The organism is Lacrimispora sphenoides, assembly GCF_900105215.1.
In the GTDB taxonomy this organism is placed as follows: domain Bacteria; phylum Bacillota; class Clostridia; order Lachnospirales; family Lachnospiraceae; genus Lacrimispora; species Lacrimispora sphenoides_A.
The window spans coordinates 639,469-657,395 of the sequence record NZ_FOIP01000001.1 but is presented as its reverse complement, the minus strand read 5'-3'; the positions used below and the strand labels follow the sequence as shown (position 1 = coordinate 657,395).

Below are 17,927 nucleotides of genomic sequence, written 5' to 3'. Positions count from 1 at the left end.
GAATAATCCATGGCTAAGACTTCAATGAAGATCAAACAGCAGAGACCTGCAAAGTTCTCCTCAAGAGAATACAATCGTTGCAGAATCTGTGGTCGTCCACATGCTTATTTGAGAAAATACGGAATCTGCAGAATCTGCTTCCGTGAATTAGCATACAAGGGCCAGATCCCAGGCGTTAAAAAAGCAAGCTGGTAAAATAAGGAAGGAGGCAATTTCAAAATGACTATGAGCGATCCAATCGCAGATATGCTTACAAGAATCCGTAATGCAAATACTGCAAAACATGATACAGTAGATGTACCTTCATCTAAGATGAAATTAGCTATTGCTGATATCCTTGTAAAAGAGGGCTACATTAAGAAATACGATCTCGTAGAAGACGGTGCATTCCAGACAATCCGGATCACCTTAAAATACGGTAAAGATAAAAATGAGAAAATCATTACAGGAATTAAGAGAATCTCCAAGCCTGGTTTACGTGTATACGCAAACAAGGAAGAGTTACCAAAAGTACTTGGCGGTTTAGGAACTGCTATCATCTCCACAAACCAGGGCGTTATTACCGATAAAGATGCACGTACCATTGGCATCGGCGGAGAAGTACTGGCATTTGTTTGGTAATTAAGAGAAGCATCTGAAAACAGAAGAAGCGCAGAGCTTCTTCCGAAAATTTAAGGAGGTAAACGGCATGTCACGTATAGGAAGAATGCCTATCGCGATTCCGGCAGGCGTAACTGTTACAATCGCAGAAAATAATAAAGTGACTGTAAAAGGTCCTAAGGGAACTCTTGAAAGAGTGTTACCATCTGAGATGACAATCAAAGAAGAAGATGGTCATATCGTTGTTTCAAGACCGAACGATTTAAAGAAGATGAAATCTTTACACGGTCTGACAAGAACATTAGTAAACAACATGGTTGTTGGTGTTACTAACGGCTATGAGAAGAAGCTGGAAATCAATGGTGTTGGTTACAGAGCACAGAAGCAGGGCAAGAAGCTGGTTCTTTCTCTTGGCTATTCCCACCCGGTAGAAATGGAAGATCCTGAAGGTATCGAAGCTACCATGGAAGGCCAGAACGTCATCATTATTAAAGGTATCGATAAAGAAAAAGTTGGCCAGTACGCTGCTGAAATCAGAGATAAGAGAAGACCTGAACCGTATAAGGGCAAGGGTATCAAGTATGCTGACGAAGTTATCAGACGTAAAGTTGGTAAGACTGGTAAGAAATAATTAAGGAGAGTGTAAAGATGGTTAGCAAACAGTCAAGAAGCGAAGTTCGCGTTAAAAAGCACAACAGAATACGTAACCGTTTTGCAGGCACTGCAGAAAGACCGCGTTTAGCTGTGTTTAGAAGCAATAATCATGTGTATGCTCAAATTATTGACGATACAGTTGGTAAGACTTTAGTCGCTGCTTCTACAGTAGAAAAAGAAGTAAAGGCAGAATTAGAGAAAACTAACAACGTTGATGCTGCAGCATATGTAGGTACCGTAGTAGCAAAGAGAGCCCTTGAAAAAGGAATTAAGGGAGTTGTCTTTGACAGAGGCGGTTTTATATATCATGGTAAGATTCAGGCATTAGCAGACGCAGCCAGAGAAGCTGGTCTGGAATTCTAAGTAGAGAGGAGAATGACAGCGTGAAACGTACAATTTTTGATGCAAATCAGTTAGAATTAAACGACAGAGTAGTTGCTATCAAGCGCGTATCTAAAACCGTTAAGGGTGGACGTACCATGAGATTCTCTGCTTTAGTAGTCGTAGGTGATGGCAATGGCCACGTAGGTGCGGGTCTTGGCAAAGCCGGTGAAGTTCCAGAAGCAATCCGTAAAGGAAAAGAGGCTGCTGTTAAGAATATGGTTGCTATTCCTATCGATGAGAACAAAAGTATTCCTCATGACTTAATCGGAAAATTCGGAAGTGCATCTGTACTTCTTAAGAGAGCTAATGAAGGTACAGGAGTTATTGCAGGAGGTCCTGCACGTGCGGTTTTAGAACTTGCAGGTATTAAGAATATCCATTCTAAGTCCTTAGGTTCTAATAATAAGACCAATGTAGTTTTAGCTACAATTGAGGGATTAACCCGTTTAAAAACTCCTGAGGAAGTTGCAAAGCTTCGCGGTAAATCTGTAGAAGAGATTTTAGGCTAAGGAGGATATGAAAATGGCAGATAAATTAAAAATCACATTGGTGAAATCCCCGATCGGCGCAGTTCCGAAGCATAAAGCAACCGTTTTAGCATTAGGCTTAAAGAAGCTTCATAAAACAGTTGAGATGCCGGATAATAACGCGGTTAGAGGTATGATCGCAAACGTGCGTCATTTAGTAAAAGTTGAAGAGATTTAAGAGAATACAGTAAGGAGGTGCAAGCGATGGATTTATCAAATTTACAGCCTGCGTTAGGTTCCAAACACAGCGACAACTTCAGAAGAGGCCGCGGTCATGGTTCAGGAAACGGCAAGACAGCAGGTAAGGGTCATAAAGGACAGAAAGCACGTTCCGGTGCAACTAGACCAGGTTTTGAAGGTGGTCAGATGCCTTTATACAGACGTATTCCTAAGAGAGGCTTTACCAATAGAAATACTAAAATTATTATCGGTATCAATGTAGGCGCTTTAGAGTGTTTTGACAATGGTACAGTTGTTACTGTTGAAACTTTGTTAGAGAGCGGTATCGTTAAGAATCCGCGTGACGGTGTTAAGATCCTTGGAAATGGAGAATTAACCAAAAAGCTTACAGTAAAGGTAGATGCTTTCAGCGAAGGCGCAAAAACCAAAATCGAGGCTTTAGGTGGAACCTGCGAGGTGATCTAATATGTTAAAAACACTCCGTAATGCATTCAAGATCAAGGATGTAAGAAAGAAACTTATCTTTACATTCATGATGCTGGTGGTTACTAGAATCGGTTCTCAATTGCCGATTCCAGGAGTTGAAACAAGCTTTTTTAAAGATTTTTTTGCTCGGCAGAATAACGATGCGTTTGGATTTTTCAACGCAATGACTGGTAGCTCTTTTACCAATATGTCCGTATTTGCCTTAAGCATTACCCCTTACATCACATCTTCCATCATCATGCAGCTTTTAACCATAGCGATTCCAAAGCTTGAGGAAATGCAGCGGGATGGGGAAGATGGCAGAAAGAAGATTGCAGAATACACCCGTTACGTAACAGTTGGTCTGGCTTTAATCGAGTCCGTCGCTATGGCGATTGGATTCGGCGGCCAGGGGCTGTTAAGAGAATTTAATGTATTAAGTATTATTATTGCTGTTGCAACTATGACTGCAGGAAGTGCTCTTCTGATGTGGATCGGTGAGCGAATTACGGAAAAAGGTGTGGGAAATGGTATATCCATTGTTTTGACCTTTAACATCATTTCCAGCTTTCCTTCGGATATGTCAACCTTATATACCAGATTCATGTCTGGAAAATCGGTTGCCGTAGCTGCAATTGCAGCCATTATTATCGTTGCTGTTATCGCAGCGATTGTAATATTTGTTGTTATCCTTCAGAATGGTGAGAGAAGAATTCCTGTTCAGTATTCGAAAAAGATGCAGGGACGGAAGATGGTCGGCGGTCAAGCCACCAACATTCCGTTAAAGGTGAATACAGCCGGCGTTATCCCGGTTATCTTCGCTTCCTCCATTATGTCGTTCCCGGTAGTGATTTCCCAGTTCTTTGGGGCCAATATTAACTACAACAGCATTGGAGGCCACATTTTATCGGCACTGAATTCTTCAAGCTGGTTTAAACCGGAAAGACCGTTATATACCATCGGTATGCTCGTCTACGTGGCTCTTATCATTGTGTTCGCTTATTTTTATACATCAATTACGTTTAACCCGCTTGAAGTTGCGAATAACATGAAAAAGTCCGGTGGCTTTATCCCGGGCATCCGTCCAGGAAAACCAACCAGTGATTATCTCAATTCCATTTTGAACTATATCGTATTTATAGGCGCATGCGGCTTGACGATCATCTGTATTATTCCGATCATGGTTTCCGGTTTATTTAATGTAAGCCGTTTATCCTTTGGAGGTACATCTTTAATCATCATCGTCAGTGTAGTCTTAGAGACGTTGAAGGCGATTGAATCTCAGATGCTTGTGCGCTATTATAAAGGGTTTTTAAACGATTAGAGGACAAACCAAGAGAAACACGCACGGCGTGTTTCTCTTGGAATTTGTGTTATTTAACCTTAAGGAAGCAAGGGAGGGACTGTTTATGAGAATTATCATGTTAGGTGCTCCTGGTGCCGGCAAAGGTACCCAGGCAAAAAAAATTGCTGAAAAGTATCAGATTCCCCATATTTCTACTGGAGATATTTTCCGCTCCAATATTAAAGAGGGAACAGAGTTAGGCAGGAAGGCAAAGGAATACATGGATCAGGGCACTCTTGTGCCGGATGAACTGACCATTGGCATGCTGATGGAACGTATTCAAAGTGATGACTGTGAAAACGGATACGTACTGGATGGTTTTCCAAGAACCATTCCCCAGGCGGAAAGCCTTAAAAAGGCGCTTTCTGATATGGGACAGAAGATTGACTTTGCGATTAATGTGGATGTACCGGATGAGATAATTATAGACAGAATGGCAGGCCGTCGTGCTTGCATTGCCTGCGGAGCTACATATCATATTGTGTATAATCCAAGCAGGGTTCCCGATGTATGCAACGTGTGTGGAGCAGGGCTTGTTTTGCGGGATGACGATAAGCCGGAAACTGTTAAAAAGCGTTTGTCGGTTTACCATGATCAGACAAAGCCTCTGATCGAATATTATAAGGAAGCTGGTGTGCTGGTGAATATTGATGGAACTCAGGAATTAAACAAGGTGTTCTCGGACATCGCTGACCTATTAGGAGCATAGTTTATGTCAGTTACGATTAAATCTGCAAGAGAGATAGAACTTATGAGAGAGGCAGGAAAGATTCTTAGTAAAACTCATGAAGAGCTTTCAAAAGCCTTGAAGCCGGGAATGACAACCTGGGATATTGATCATCTGGGAGAAGAAATCATAAGGAGCTACGGCTGTAAGCCCTCTTTCCTGAACTATAACGGATATCCTGCCTCCATCTGCGTTTCTGTAAACGATGAAGTGGTTCATGGGATTCCAAGTAAGAAACGGATTTTAATGGAGGGCGATATCGTAAGCCTGGATGCCGGGGTTATTTACAAAGGATATCATTCCGATGCGGCAAGGACTTACGGAATCGGGGAGATCACTCCTTTCGCAGGGCAGCTCATAGAAGTGACAAGACAATGTTTCTTTGAAGGGATTAAATTTGCAAAATCTGGCAATCATCTGAATGATATATCTGCTGCAATCCAGATCCATGCAGAAAAATTTGGATTTGGAGTTGTACGGGATCTGGTAGGCCATGGAATCGGTTCTCATCTCCATGAGGAGCCGGAGGTGCCGAACTTTGCACAGAAAAGACGGGGAATCAAATTAAAGCCGGGAATGACCCTGGCCATCGAACCCATGATCAATGGGGGAACACCGGAGGTCGTATGGCTTGATGATGACTGGACCGTAGTAACAGAGGATGGCAGCCTTTCCGCTCACTATGAAAATACCGTGCTGATTACAGAGGGTGAACCGGAGATTCTTAGTCTGGTTTCCTGTGACCGCTGAGGAAATGCCCATGAAATTAACTACCGGAGCATTTGTAAAATCTGCGGCGGGTCATGATAAAGGCGGTTATTTCTTCATATTGCGGGAGGAAGGCGAATATATATATCTGGTGGACGGAAAAAGCAGACGTTTAAACTGCCCGAAGAAGAAAAAGAAAAAGCATGTGGAAGCCCTTTTATGGGAGAAGCATTCACCCGGAGTAAAGATCCGGGAAAATAAATTAGTCACCGATGAAGAAATCAAACATTTCATCAGATGTTTCAAAAGAGAAGAACAGGTTGTTAGGAGGTAAGCTTTATGTCAAAAGCAGATGTTATTGAAATTGAAGGAACCGTTGTGGAGAAGCTTCCCAACGCCATGTTCCAGGTAGAACTGGAGAATGGCCATCAGGTACTTGCTCACATCAGCGGAAAACTTCGCATGAACTACATTCGTATTTTACCGGGAGATAAAGTAACCATTGAGATGTCCCCTTATGATTTAAGCAAGGGAAGGATCATCTGGAGAGACAAATAAGGCGCTGTTTTATTAAACACTGCCTGTTTCCCTAGTGCGACACACCAGGGTAAAGGGTTAATAAATATATAGGAAAAAGTGCTTGCATTTTAAAATAAACAGTGTTATAATGCTATAGCGACTTTGTTGAAATACTGGGTGTATTATGCCCTTATGGGCAGCACTGGTTTTACGATAAAACACACTGCGGGTATACTCAGAAGGCTCTTTCCAAAAAGAGCTCCATCGCCACCAGGCTCGTAACAGAGCCGGCCGGGTGCGGGGGAGCGCTTTCGCGCGGAAACGTCTTTTAATAGACGGCAAGTGCTTCATGTGAAAGGGCGCATAACGGAAAGGAGAATTGCTGTGAAGGTTAGATCATCAGTCAAACCGATTTGCGAAAAATGCAAAATCATTAAGAGAAAAGGCAGTATCAGAGTAATCTGTGAAAATCCTAAGCATAAGCAGAGACAAGGTTAAAAAAAATAATGGAGGTGTAATACACAAATGGCTCGTATTTCAGGTGTTGATTTACCAAGAGAAAAACGTGTTGAGATCGGCTTGACCTATATCTACGGTATCGGCAGAACAAGTTCAAACCGCATCCTGACAGAGGCTGGCGTTAGTCCTGATACTCGTGTTAAGGACTTAACAGACGACGAAGTAAAAAGAATTTCATCAGTAATTACTGATTCTCAGATTGTTGAAGGTGATTTACGTAGAGAGATCGCTATGAACATCAAGAGACTTCAGGAAATCGGATGCTACCGTGGAATCCGTCATAGAAAGAGCCTGCCAGTTCGTGGTCAGAAGACAAAGACCAACGCAAGAACTCGTAAGGGTCCTAGAAAGACTGTAGCAAACAAGAAGAAATAAGCATTGAACATTTAGTGAGTTATCTCACCAGATCAGTGTGAAAGAACTTCATTATCCAACAACAGCGAATCACGTTACATGTTTTAAAAACAGGAATAACAGGATTCAGATGCAAGTAAAAAGAAAGTAGGTTAGTTTAAAATGGCTAAAAAAGTGTCCACTACTAAAAAAGTGACAAAAAAGCGCGTAAAGAAAAACGTTGAACGCGGACAAGCACATATCCAGTCATCTTTTAATAACACGATCGTGACATTAACAGATACACAGGGTAATGCATTATCCTGGGCAAGTGCTGGTGGTCTTGGCTTCAGAGGTTCAAGGAAATCTACTCCATATGCAGCTCAGATGGCGGCAGAAACTGCTACTAAGGCAGCTCTTATACATGGTTTAAAATCAGTAGACGTTATGGTTAAAGGTCCTGGTTCAGGCCGTGAAGCAGCTATTCGCGCACTTCAGGCATGCGGATTAGAGGTAACCAGCATTAAGGATGTAACCCCGGTTCCACATAACGGTTGTCGTCCACCAAAACGTAGAAGAGTCTAATTAGGAGGTAATTACAGTGGCAGTTGATAGAGTTCCTGTTCTTAAAAGATGTAGATCCCTTGGTCTTGATCCAATCTATTTAGGAATAGATAAAAAATCAAACAGAGAATTAAAAAGAGCTAACAGAAAGATGAGTGAGTACGGCATTCAGCTTAGAGAAAAGCAGAAAGCCAAATTCATCTACGGAGTTCTTGAGAAACCTTTCCGTAACTACTATGCGAAGGCTTCCAGAATGAATGGTCTTGTGGGTGAAAACCTGATGATCCTTCTTGAGAGAAGACTTGACAATGTAGTATTCCGTATGGGATTCGGAAGAACAAGAAGAGAGACCAGACAGATGGTTGACCACAAGAGCATTCTTGTAAACGGCAAATGCGTAAACATTCCTTCCTATTTAATTAAGGCTGGAGATGTGATCGAAGTTAAAGAGAAATGCAAAGCCAATGCAAGATTCAAAAGTGTTCAGGAATCAACCGCTGGACGTATGGTTCCGGCATGGCTTGATGTTGACCATGAGAATTTACGTGGTACTGTTAAAGAGTTACCAACAAGAGATGAGATTGATGTTCCGGTGAATGAAATGCTTATCGTCGAGTTGTACTCCAAATAATTGAAAGTCTGTTGATTGAAGCCGGCTTTCGCCCAGGGGTTCCCCCTGGGCAAGGTTTGAGTATAAGACCCTCGATACAAAATACCCAAAAGGAGGGGCTATTAGTGTTCGATTTTGAAAAACCAAACATTGAGATTGCTGAAATCTCAGAAGACAAGAAATATGGCAAATTTGTAGTTGAACCGCTTGAAAGAGGTTATGGCACGACTTTAGGAAATTCCTTGAGAAGAATCATGCTTTCTTCCTTACCGGGCGCTGCAGTAAGTCAGGTAAAAATCGACGGCGTTTTGCATGAATTCAGTTCTATTCCAGGAGTTAAGGAAGATGTGACTGAGATCATCATGAACATCAAGAGCTTATCTATTAAGAATAATAGCGATACCAACGAAGCTAAGGTTGCATACATTGAGTTTGAAGGCGAAGGCGTTATTACGGCTGCGGACATTCAGGCGGATCCGGATATTGAGGTCATGAATCCGGAACAGATCATTGCAACTCTCAGCGGCGGCACGGACAGCAAGTTCTATATGGAACTTACTATCACTAAGGGCCGTGGCTATGTAAGCGCAGACAAGAATAAGAGTGAAGATTTACCGATTGGCGTGATTGCCGTTGATTCTATCTATACACCAGTCGAGCGCGTCAACATGACGGTAGAAAACACCCGAGTAGGTCAGGTTACCGATTATGATAAGCTGACATTAGATGTTTTTACAAACGGTACTTCGGCACCGGATGAAGCGGTCAGCCTTGCCGCTAAGGTGCTCAGCGAGCACTTAAACCTGTTCATTGATTTATCTGAGAACGCCAAGACTGCAGAAGTTATGGTGGAAAAAGAGGATAATGAAAAGGAAAAGGTTCTGGAAATGAACATTGATGAACTGGAGCTTTCCGTCCGTTCATACAACTGTCTGAAGAGAGCCGGCATCAATACAGTAGAAGAACTGTGTAACCGTACCTCTGAGGATATGATGAAGGTTCGTAACCTGGGCCGCAAGTCTTTAGAAGAAGTGTTGGCTAAATTAAAAGAGTTAGGCTTGCAGCTTAACCCAAGCGATGATGCCGGTGTATAACTGGACCGCTTGAAGCATGTAATTTATGGAGATTAAGCGCCGGTACAGTAAGTCCGAAGAAGCATGTACCTGTGTTCCACAAATGGAGGAATATTAAAATGGCAGGATATAGAAAGCTGGGAAAAACTTCCAGCCAGAGAAAAGCATTAATCAGAAGCCAGGTAACTGCATTATTATATAATGGCAAAATCGTGACAACAGAGGCAAGAGCAAAAGAAATCCGCAAGGTGGCTGAAGGCCTCATCGCTTTAGCGGTAAAAGAGAAAGACAACTTTGAGACTGTTAAGGTTACTGCAAAGGTTGCACGTAAAGATAAAGACGGCAAGAGAGTAAAAGAAGTTGTTAACGGCAAGAAAGTTACCGTATACGATGAAGTAGAGAAAGAGATCAAGAAAGACCTTCCTTCCAGACTTCACGCAAGAAGACAGATGTTAAAGGTTCTTTACGATGTAACAGAAGTTCCTGCACAGGCTGCTGGAAGAAAGAAAAATACAAAATCTGTTGATCTGCCAAAGAAACTGTTTGAAGAAGTTGCACCAAAGTACGTATCCCGCAACGGTGGTTACACACGTATCGTTAAGATCGGCCAGCGTAAGGGTGACGGAGCTATGGCAGTCGTGCTTGAACTGGTATAATCCACGAAAGCAATGAGCAGTGCTGAAGAAAGGTTCGATAAAATTTTCGTTGTGCTTGCACATAAGAAAATCTTATCGAACCTTTCTTCATAGGGCGAATGCCCGTGAGCTGGCAAATCCAAAATTTTGCCAACTTGCACTGCGGACTCAACGACCCGCCAGCTTGCACTGCACCCCCCAACCCAGTATTGGAGCACCTCCAATATCGGGATTTTTTTGTTTTACTGCTAATCCATACAGAAATGCAAGAATAAAGAAAGAATATCGTAAGTTGACGGATAATTGCTTTTAGGGATATAATGTCAGTAGTAGAAGTAGATGACTGTTTTGTCAAATTACGTTAATTTATAGTGGGAGGTTTTTTTTATGAGACTTTTTAAACGGTTAGCTGCAATGGCTTCTATGGTAAGCCTGCTGGGACTCAGCATCCCATTTGAATCTCTGGCTGCAGTAAAGACCATAACATCAGTGACCATTTACGCAGGATTAGAGGAGCTTGCCTCAGGGGATACGCTGCCATCAGAGAGCAGTTTTAAGACTAACGAAGGTACAGGGAATTACGTTTATGCCAACAACGATAGATACGAAGTAACGGATTTGGACTGGATCACATCTGATACGAAGGAAATGAAGGTTGGTTCTGAACCAAAGATGAAGGTGACTTTAAGGGCAACAAACTCCGATGAGTATGCTTTTAAGGGTGGTTATCAGTCCAGTAATGTATCAATTAAAGGAGGAACCTATGTTTCTTCCAGCCGCTCAGGATCAGATACTCTGTATGTCACATTTACCTTTAAGCCTGTAAAGGGAACTTATGAATCACCCCAGGATGCTGATTGGAGAGATTCCGGATACGGCACTGCCAAGTGGAGCTCTGTAGATAATAGTTCAGGCGCCTATGATGTTTATCTATACCGGGGAAGCAGTATTATAAAAAAGGTGGAGAAGCTGAAGGCTACCACTTATAACTTCTTTCCTTATATGACAAAGGCAGGCACCTATAGCTTTAAGGTTCGTACCGTACCTTATACGGAGAGCGAGCAGAAATATGGTAAGAACAGTGAATGGACGGAATCTGGCGAAGTATACCTGCCCCAGGAAAAGGTATCAGATGGTAGCGGCCAGGATAACAGTGCGGTAGCAAACGGCCAAGTCGGCTGGATCAAGACCGGAAACATCTGGTATTACCGATATCCAGATGGAACCTATCAGAAGAACAACTGGGCTAAAATCAATAATAAGTGGTATTTATTTGATTCAAACGGAGGTATGGTCACCGGCTGGCAGCAGAGGAATAATATATGGTATTTCTTAAACAGCGATGGTGCGATGACAACGGGCTGGGTTGTTTCCAATAACAAATGGTATTATTTAAATCAATCTACGACAAGTGGAGTAGAGGGAGCCATGATCACTGGCTGGGTTAATTACAATAATAAATGGTATTATACGGATTCCACCGGAGCTATGCAGGAAGGCTGGAGGCAGGTAGATGGAAATTGGTACTACTTCTATCCAGGTGAAGGCTCAAAGGCTGTCAATACTACCATCAGTGGCTTTCCGGTAGACGGCAATGGTATCTGGCGTAAGTAATATCAGGAAAGGAAGTAGATACAATGAAGTGGATGCAGGGGAAAAGGAAGTGGCTGGTGCTTTTATGCGCTTTCATGGTTCTGGGAACTGGGATGACAGTCCCGGCTTCCGGAAGCTTGAAGATCCGCCTGGATAATGGAAGTAAAAGCAGCTGGACGGAAGGGACTCAGGTTCCGACTGTAACCGTCAACTATTCTGAAGTAAATCCGGAATGGAGCAAGGAGGATGTAGACGATTGGGTTCCAGGTAAGAAGATCACCGGCATCATAAGAGTAGACGGCACGTTTACCAGATCTGATTGCACGATTTATGGTGGAGGCCTGGTTTCTGTAAAGGCAGAAGATGGTGTAACCGAAATAAAGGTTTCCTACGTTCCGGTAGCAATGCTGGAAAGCCCGAAAGAGGCAGGTTGGAGCGACAATGCAAAGACGAAAGCTTCCTGGAAAAAGGTTCCTTTCGCATCCAGGTACCAGGTGATCCTGTACCGGGAAGGCGGAATCTGGGTCAAGAGCCTGACTACCTCATCTACTTCTGTGGATCTTTTGCAGTATATGGATGGAGGTTATAAATACTTCTATACCGTAAAGGCGATCCTAAAAGATTCTTCTGAAGAAGATTATTTAAAAGAAGGAGAAGTGACCACCTCTGATGATTCCGTGGTACAGGAGCTTGGTGATACTTCAGGAACCTGGGCAGAGTATCAGAACGGAAAAAAATACCGGGGCGAGGACGGAAATTACGTTGTCGGTCAATGGAAAATGGTCAGCGGAAAATGGTATTATTTTAACAAGGATGGCTACGCAGTTGTTGGCTGGCAGTTAATAGGCGATAAGTGGTATTATATGGGAGCTAACGCCCAGATGATGACAGGCTGGCAGCAAATAAACGGTAAGTGGTATTATTTAAACTCCGACGGAGACATGGCTATCGGCTGGATACAGCCGCAGCCTGGAAAGTGGTATTATCTTTATAGCGACGGCAGCCTGGCGGTGAATACGAAGGTTGACGGTATTTACCATATTGACGCTTCCGGACTTTGGGTTCCGTAATAAAAAATGGCACAGATGACTGCATCTGTGCCATTTTTTTATCTCTGGATATAAAGAAAAGGTTTCAATCACTTCATTTTACTGTCTTTTTCACCACTGAATTTACAAAAGATTTGCGTCTATGCTTGACTGTTATGAAATATTCATCTAAAATTATGTGGCATATGTATGTTTGAGTTTATCAGAGAAAGGTCTACTATGGGAATAATAAAAACCTCGAAACTGATATTTGATTATATCAGAAGAGATGAGGAAGAAAACATTGAAGAGATTAAACGTGCCATTGACGGCGTCAGTTTGGATATTAAGGCGGGGCAGTTTGTAGCCATTCTTGGACACAACGGTTCCGGTAAGTCAACCTTTGCAAAGCAGTTAGATGCGATTCTCCTACCTACGGAGGGAACCGTGTGGATTCAGGGAATGGACACTTCCGTGGAAGATAATTTATGGGAAGTTCGGAAAAGGACCGGAATGGTATTCCAGAACCCGGATAATCAGATTATCGGAAATATCGTAGAGGAAGATGTAGGGTTTGGTCCTGAAAATCTGGGAGTTCCTACGGAGGAGATATGGAAGCGGGTGAATGAGAGTCTGGAGAGTGTTGGAATGGCTGCATTTCGCTTAAAATCCCCTAATCGGCTTTCCGGTGGCCAGAAGCAAAGGGTTGCCATAGCCGGCGTTATGGCAATGCGGCCCCAGTGCATTGTTTTGGACGAGCCTACAGCCATGCTGGATCCTAACGGCCGGAAGGAAGTTGTGAAGACGGTCAGGGAATTAAATAGGAAGGAAGGAATCACGGTCCTGCTGATTACTCATTATATGGAAGAGGTCATAGATGCAGACCGGGTCATTGTCATGGATAACGGTAAGGTGGTCATGGACGGAACTCCAAAGGAAATTTTTTCAAGGGTCGAGGAGCTTAAATCCTACCGCCTGGATGTTCCCCAGGTAACAGAGCTGGCCTATGAACTGCAAAAGAATGGGGTAGACTTACCGGATGGGATACTGACACTGGAAGAACTGATGGAAAACCTTCTGCCAAAATTTGCAGAGCGTTTTCCTGGAAAGGTGACACTAGGGAATGGAGTAAAGGATGGCAATTAGAGCAGAGCATTTGAATTATGTTTATGGGCCTGGAACAGCCTTTGAGCAGCGTGCGCTAAAGGACGTGAATCTGGAAATAAACGATGGGGAATTTGTCGGCCTTATCGGGCATACAGGTTCCGGGAAGTCGACCCTGATCCAGCACTTAAACGGATTGATGAAAGCCACTGATGGCACCATCTATTATAATGGAAGAAACATTTATGAGGAAGGATACAATATGCGGGCCTTAAGAAGCAAGGTTGGACTTGTATTCCAGTATCCGGAGCATCAGCTTTTTGAGATCAATGTGTTTACAGACGTTTGCTTTGGTCCAAAGAATCAGGGTCTTTCCAGGGAGGATGCCGAGAAAAGGGCAAGGGAAGCACTCACAATGGTGGGGCTTGACGAAAGCTTTTATTCCCGTTCGCCTTTTGAACTTTCCGGAGGGCAGAAAAGGCGGGTGGCCATTGCAGGAGTTCTGGCCATGGAGCCGGAGGTGCTCATACTGGATGAACCTACTGCAGGCCTGGATCCAAGGGGAAGAGACGAAATCCTGGACCAGATTGCGCGGCTTCATAAGGAAAGGAATATGACCATCATTCTGGTTTCCCACAGCATGGAGGACATTGCCCGGTATGTGGACCGGATTCTGGTTATGAATCAAGGGGAAAAGGTGTTTGATGATACTCCGAAGGAAGTATTTAAGCATTACAAGGAGCTGGAAGCGATCGGCCTTGCGGCTCCTAAGATCACCTATGTGGTCCATTCGCTGCAGGACCACGGAGTTCCTGTTGATGATAACGTTACAACCGTAGAAGAAGCCAGAGATGAGATTTTACGGCTTCTTGAAAAATAGATCGGGAGATATTATGCTGAAAGATATTACTTTAGGGCAGTATTATCCGGTGGATTCAAAGCTTCATAGGCTGGATCCCCGGACAAAGCTGTTTGGGACTATGGTTTTTATTATATCCCTCTTTATTGCAAATGACATATGGGCGTATTTGATCGCCACTTTTTTTCTGATCACATCGATCCGTTTAAGCCAGGTTCCCTTTAAATTCATGGTACGCGGGTTAAAGGCGATTGTGTTTCTTCTGCTCATCAGCGTCAGCTTTAATTTATTCCTGACTCCTGGAGAACCCATCTTCCAGCTGGGATTTTTAAAATTGACAAGGGAAGGTGTGAAAACGGCGTCCTTCATGGGAGTCCGGCTCATTTACCTGGTGGTTGGCTCTTCTATCATGACTCTCACCACCACACCGAACCAGCTGACCGATGGTCTGGAAAAGAGCCTTGGGTTTTTAAAGAAGGCGGGAGTTCCGGTCCATGAGGTATCCATGATGATGTCCATTGCTTTAAGATTCATTCCGATCCTTGTGGAAGAAACCGATAAGATCATGAAGGCTCAGATGGCCAGGGGTGCTGATTTTGAAACAGGGAATCTGATTCAGAAGGCAAAGAATATGATTCCTCTTCTGGTACCCTTATTTATTTCCGCATTCCGCCGTGCTACGGACCTGGCAATGGCTATGGAGGCCAGATGCTACCGGGGCGGAGAAGGAAGGACTAAAATGAAGCCTCTTCGGTATGGAAAACAGGACGGGATCGCCTATCTGGTGTGTCTGGTATATCTGGCCGCTATCACTGGACTTCGAATCATGGGTTAAGGCCCCCATAAAATAGGAGGATGTATGAAACGGGTTAAAATGATTGTGGCCTATGACGGCACCAATTACTGCGGCTGGCAGATTCAGAATAACGGGATCACAATAGAGGAGGTACTTAACAGGAAACTGACGGATCTTTTAAAGGAGCCAGTAACCGTAATCGGGGCCAGCAGAACCGATTCCGGGGTTCACTCGGAGGGAAATGTGGCGGTCTTTGATACGGAGAACCGGATGCCTGCCGATAAAATATGCTTTGCCTTAAATCAGAGGCTGCCGGATGATATCCGGATCTTACAGTCTGAGGAGGTGGCACCGGATTATCATCCGAGAAAGCAGAACTGTGTTAAAACTTATGAATATAAAATCATGAACCGGAAAATTGAAGTACCAACCATGAGGCTTTACAGCTATTTCTGCTATTTTCCCCTGGATGTGGAGCGGATGCGGGAAGGCGGGGCCTATCTGGTGGGAGAACATGATTTTAAAAGCTTCTGTACGGCCCGTGGGCAGGCGGAAGAGACCGTACGTACCATTTATAGCCTGGACATTGAAAAGACCGGGGATCTCATTACAATCCGCATTAAGGGCAGCGGTTTCCTGTATAACATGGTGCGGATCATTGCAGGTACGTTAATGAAGGTCGGCATGGGGGCGTATCCGCCGGCACATGTGGAAAAGATTCTTGATGCCAGGGACCGGAATGTGGCAGGGCCAAAGGCTGTGGCAAAGGGACTTTCCCTGATAAGCCTTGATTATGAAACAGAACTTAAAAATCAGATCCAGAGAGAGAATAAGGAATGGAGCTATACTCTTTCCCAGGATAAGATTGTTTCGGAAGGAAAAGCCTGGCTTCACATTCACCGGTGCAGGGAAGAGGATTTTGAAAGACTTTTGATCCGTGTGGTCCATCAGGCAGTTCAAAATGGTGCAAAAACCATTTTTGTTCGAGACGAGGAGATGGATGGAAGGATCATTTTGGGAAAGCCCTATGGATTTTATATTTTTCAGGCTGATCCTGAAAGCAAGGGATGGTACGTGACACAAAAATAGGCCGAAAAACCTTGATTTTATGGGAAAAGAGGTTGACACATCCGGCTGAATGTAATATAATGTATAACTGTGACGTTAGACGAAAATGTTCAGCCAAAGCCCCGGAGTGAGCATTTTGCAATATAGTTATGCTTAAAAAACCATAATTTACAGGAGGTTGTCCAATGAAGACTTTTATGGCTAGTCCAGCAACAATTGAAAGAAAATGGTACGTAGTTGATGCTACAGGATATACATTAGGACGTTTGGCTTCAGAAGTAGCTAAAGTATTAAGAGGTAAGAATAAACCGATCTACACACCGCATATGGATTGCGGTGATTATGTGATCGTTGTAAATGCAGATAAGATTGCCGTAACCGGCAAGAAATTAGATCAGAAGATCTACTATAACCACTCTGAGTATGTTGGTGGTATGAGAGAAACAACTTTAAGAGAAATGATGGCTAAAAAGCCTGAAAAAGTTATTGAACTGGCTGTTAAGGGTATGCTTCCCAAGGGACCTTTAGGAAGAAGCATGATAACAAAACTTCACGTATATGCAGGTGCAGAGCATAGTCATGCAGCTCAGAAACCAGAAGTTTTAGAGTTCAAATTTTAATCAGAGGTGCTGAAAGGAGGAAGTTATCATGGCTAATGCAAAATTTTACGGAACAGGTAGAAGAAAAAAGTCTATCGCTAGAGTATATTTAGTACCAGGTACAGGTAAGATCACTATCAATAAGAGAGATATCGACCAGTATTTAGGTCTTGAAACATTAAAGCTTGTTGTTCGTCAGCCGTTAGTTGCTACAGAGACAGTTGATAAGTTTGACATTATGGTTAACGTTCACGGCGGTGGATTCACTGGACAGGCCGGTGCAATCAGACACGGTATTTCAAGAGCTCTGCTTCAGGCAGATGTTGAGTATCGCCCGATTCTTAAGAAGGCAGGCTTCTTAACAAGAGATCCAAGAATGAAAGAAAGAAAGAAGTACGGCTTAAAAGCAGCTCGTCGTGCTCCACAGTTCTCAAAGAGATAAGCAGACAGAAAATCGAATTACAGCAGAACCCCGAAAAACATTATGTTTTCGGGGTTTTCTTATTTGCTGAAATAACAAGGAATGCTTGAAATGGTATCAAAATTTAGAGGTAACTTACACGTTACTAACAGGTAACTAACAAACAAAAAGATATACGAAATAGAAAAATTATTGATTGTAAGGAAGGAATCCGTATGATAGAATATGCACAAGGACAATCGTGTTGCAGGGTGTGTTGACCTCATTCTAAAAGAATGGGGGTGATGCCTATGAAAAATCGTTTTGATTTTAAGGATTTAATGACCTTTGGTCTGTTCCTTTTGGCATTACTTACATTCGTTTTTACGTTTTGTAAGTAGCTGTACATAGCAAAAACCACCCTATAAACTTTGGACGGTTAAGGGTGGCTTTGCTCCTCATATAGTCGGTCAACCCCTTGTGGGCGGTTGTTCCTTTTCTATCTATAATATATCATAAGAATTTATTTAATTCAACAGAAATTTGAGCAATGAAGCATTATAGGCTGTTGCAAGAAACTGTGGGTAACTAACACATAACTGACAAGCATGCATGAGATGTCTCATAATTATCCTTT

At 43.1% G+C, this 17,927-nt stretch carries 26 protein-coding genes; all 26 read left to right on the top strand.

Features of this window, described 5'->3' with window-relative positions; genetic code table 11:
* Nucleotides 1-9 precede the first annotated feature (9 nt).
* The 26 genes from BMW45_RS02950 to rpsI all read left to right on the top strand — a co-directional run bounded on the left by BMW45_RS02950 (nt 10) and on the right by rpsI (nt 17,332).
* Nucleotides 10-195, top strand: a complete 186-nt coding sequence (locus BMW45_RS02950; RefSeq protein ID WP_002604691.1) for a type Z 30S ribosomal protein S14 — start codon at nt 10-12, stop codon at nt 193-195.
* A 24-nt stretch (nt 196-219) separates the two neighbouring features.
* Nucleotides 220-621 (top strand): 30S ribosomal protein S8, encoded by a 402-nt coding sequence (rpsH, locus tag BMW45_RS02945; RefSeq protein ID WP_025231336.1) that lies wholly within the window; start codon nt 220-222, stop codon nt 619-621.
* Nucleotides 622-688: 67 nt separating this feature from the next.
* Nucleotides 689-1,231, top strand: coding sequence for a 50S ribosomal protein L6 (gene rplF / locus BMW45_RS02940; protein ID WP_025231337.1), 543 nt, complete (start codon nt 689-691; stop codon nt 1,229-1,231).
* A 17-nt stretch (nt 1,232-1,248) separates the two neighbouring features.
* Entirely contained in the window at nt 1,249-1,617 is a 369-nt protein-coding gene (gene rplR / locus BMW45_RS02935; RefSeq protein ID WP_025231338.1) for a 50S ribosomal protein L18, read from the top strand.
* 20 nt (nt 1,618-1,637) lie between these two features.
* Entirely contained in the window at nt 1,638-2,147 is a 510-nt protein-coding gene (gene rpsE, locus BMW45_RS02930; RefSeq protein ID WP_092240462.1) for a 30S ribosomal protein S5, read from the top strand.
* Between the two features lie 13 nt (nt 2,148-2,160).
* A complete protein-coding gene (gene rpmD / locus BMW45_RS02925) occupies nt 2,161-2,343 on the top strand; it encodes a 50S ribosomal protein L30 (RefSeq protein ID WP_092240461.1) in 183 nt (60 codons plus the stop codon).
* A 26-nt stretch (nt 2,344-2,369) separates the two neighbouring features.
* On the top strand, nt 2,370-2,810 hold the full coding sequence (rplO, locus tag BMW45_RS02920) for a 50S ribosomal protein L15 (RefSeq protein WP_025231340.1): 441 nt from the start codon (nt 2,370-2,372) through the stop codon (nt 2,808-2,810).
* A 1-nt stretch (nt 2,811) separates the two neighbouring features.
* Nucleotides 2,812-4,134, top strand: a complete 1,323-nt coding sequence (gene secY / locus BMW45_RS02915; RefSeq protein ID WP_025231341.1) for a preprotein translocase subunit SecY — start codon at nt 2,812-2,814, stop codon at nt 4,132-4,134.
* Between the two features lie 85 nt (nt 4,135-4,219).
* Nucleotides 4,220-4,864, top strand: coding sequence for an adenylate kinase (locus BMW45_RS02910; RefSeq protein WP_092240460.1), 645 nt, complete (start codon nt 4,220-4,222; stop codon nt 4,862-4,864).
* Nucleotides 4,865-4,867: 3 nt separating this feature from the next.
* A complete protein-coding gene (map, locus tag BMW45_RS02905; protein WP_092240459.1) occupies nt 4,868-5,632 on the top strand; it encodes a type I methionyl aminopeptidase in 765 nt (254 codons plus the stop codon).
* A 10-nt stretch (nt 5,633-5,642) separates the two neighbouring features.
* Nucleotides 5,643-5,924 (top strand): KOW domain-containing RNA-binding protein, encoded by a 282-nt coding sequence (locus BMW45_RS02900; protein WP_242882886.1) that lies wholly within the window; start codon nt 5,643-5,645, stop codon nt 5,922-5,924.
* A 5-nt stretch (nt 5,925-5,929) separates the two neighbouring features.
* Nucleotides 5,930-6,148: a translation initiation factor IF-1 gene (gene infA / locus BMW45_RS02895; protein WP_013274317.1), complete on the top strand. Its 219-nt coding sequence runs from the start codon at nt 5,930-5,932 to the stop codon at nt 6,146-6,148.
* A 345-nt stretch (nt 6,149-6,493) separates the two neighbouring features.
* Nucleotides 6,494-6,607 (top strand): 50S ribosomal protein L36, encoded by a 114-nt coding sequence (rpmJ, locus tag BMW45_RS02890; protein ID WP_003497809.1) that lies wholly within the window; start codon nt 6,494-6,496, stop codon nt 6,605-6,607.
* A 27-nt stretch (nt 6,608-6,634) separates the two neighbouring features.
* Nucleotides 6,635-7,003, top strand: a complete 369-nt coding sequence (gene rpsM / locus BMW45_RS02885; protein WP_025231345.1) for a 30S ribosomal protein S13 — start codon at nt 6,635-6,637, stop codon at nt 7,001-7,003.
* Nucleotides 7,004-7,144: 141 nt separating this feature from the next.
* Nucleotides 7,145-7,546: a 30S ribosomal protein S11 gene (rpsK, locus tag BMW45_RS02880; RefSeq protein WP_024834894.1), complete on the top strand. Its 402-nt coding sequence runs from the start codon at nt 7,145-7,147 to the stop codon at nt 7,544-7,546.
* Nucleotides 7,547-7,562: 16 nt separating this feature from the next.
* The gene (gene rpsD / locus BMW45_RS02875) at nt 7,563-8,156 is read left to right on the top strand and encodes a 30S ribosomal protein S4 (RefSeq protein WP_092240457.1); all 594 of its coding nucleotides are present in this window, start codon (nt 7,563-7,565) and stop codon (nt 8,154-8,156) included.
* Nucleotides 8,157-8,260: 104 nt separating this feature from the next.
* Nucleotides 8,261-9,229 (top strand): DNA-directed RNA polymerase subunit alpha, encoded by a 969-nt coding sequence (locus BMW45_RS02870; protein ID WP_025231347.1) that lies wholly within the window; start codon nt 8,261-8,263, stop codon nt 9,227-9,229.
* Between the two features lie 98 nt (nt 9,230-9,327).
* Complete coding sequence (locus BMW45_RS02865) at nt 9,328-9,864, top strand: bL17 family ribosomal protein (RefSeq protein WP_025231348.1); 537 nt, start codon at nt 9,328-9,330, stop codon at nt 9,862-9,864.
* A gap of 366 nt (nt 9,865-10,230) precedes the next feature.
* Entirely contained in the window at nt 10,231-11,457 is a 1,227-nt protein-coding gene (locus BMW45_RS02860) for an N-acetylmuramoyl-L-alanine amidase family protein (protein ID WP_025231349.1), read from the top strand.
* Between the two features lie 23 nt (nt 11,458-11,480).
* On the top strand, nt 11,481-12,506 hold the full coding sequence (locus BMW45_RS02855; protein ID WP_092240456.1) for an N-acetylmuramoyl-L-alanine amidase family protein: 1,026 nt from the start codon (nt 11,481-11,483) through the stop codon (nt 12,504-12,506).
* Between the two features lie 198 nt (nt 12,507-12,704).
* Nucleotides 12,705-13,610 (top strand): energy-coupling factor transporter ATPase, encoded by a 906-nt coding sequence (locus BMW45_RS02850; RefSeq protein WP_092246115.1) that lies wholly within the window; start codon nt 12,705-12,707, stop codon nt 13,608-13,610.
* The gene (locus tag BMW45_RS02845) at nt 13,600-14,448 is read left to right on the top strand and encodes an energy-coupling factor transporter ATPase (RefSeq protein WP_092240455.1); all 849 of its coding nucleotides are present in this window, start codon (nt 13,600-13,602) and stop codon (nt 14,446-14,448) included. Before BMW45_RS02850 ends, BMW45_RS02845 begins: the two co-directional genes overlap by 11 nt.
* A 13-nt stretch (nt 14,449-14,461) precedes the next feature.
* Nucleotides 14,462-15,262, top strand: a complete 801-nt coding sequence (locus BMW45_RS02840) for an energy-coupling factor transporter transmembrane component T family protein (RefSeq protein ID WP_092240454.1) — start codon at nt 14,462-14,464, stop codon at nt 15,260-15,262.
* Nucleotides 15,263-15,286: 24 nt separating this feature from the next.
* Nucleotides 15,287-16,312, top strand: coding sequence for a tRNA pseudouridine(38-40) synthase TruA (truA, locus tag BMW45_RS02835; RefSeq protein WP_092240453.1), 1,026 nt, complete (start codon nt 15,287-15,289; stop codon nt 16,310-16,312).
* 164 nt (nt 16,313-16,476) lie between these two features.
* Nucleotides 16,477-16,911, top strand: coding sequence for a 50S ribosomal protein L13 (gene rplM / locus BMW45_RS02830; RefSeq protein ID WP_025231355.1), 435 nt, complete (start codon nt 16,477-16,479; stop codon nt 16,909-16,911).
* A 28-nt stretch (nt 16,912-16,939) separates the two neighbouring features.
* Nucleotides 16,940-17,332, top strand: coding sequence for a 30S ribosomal protein S9 (gene rpsI / locus BMW45_RS02825; RefSeq protein ID WP_025231356.1), 393 nt, complete (start codon nt 16,940-16,942; stop codon nt 17,330-17,332).
* Nucleotides 17,333-17,927: the final 595 nt, after the last annotated feature.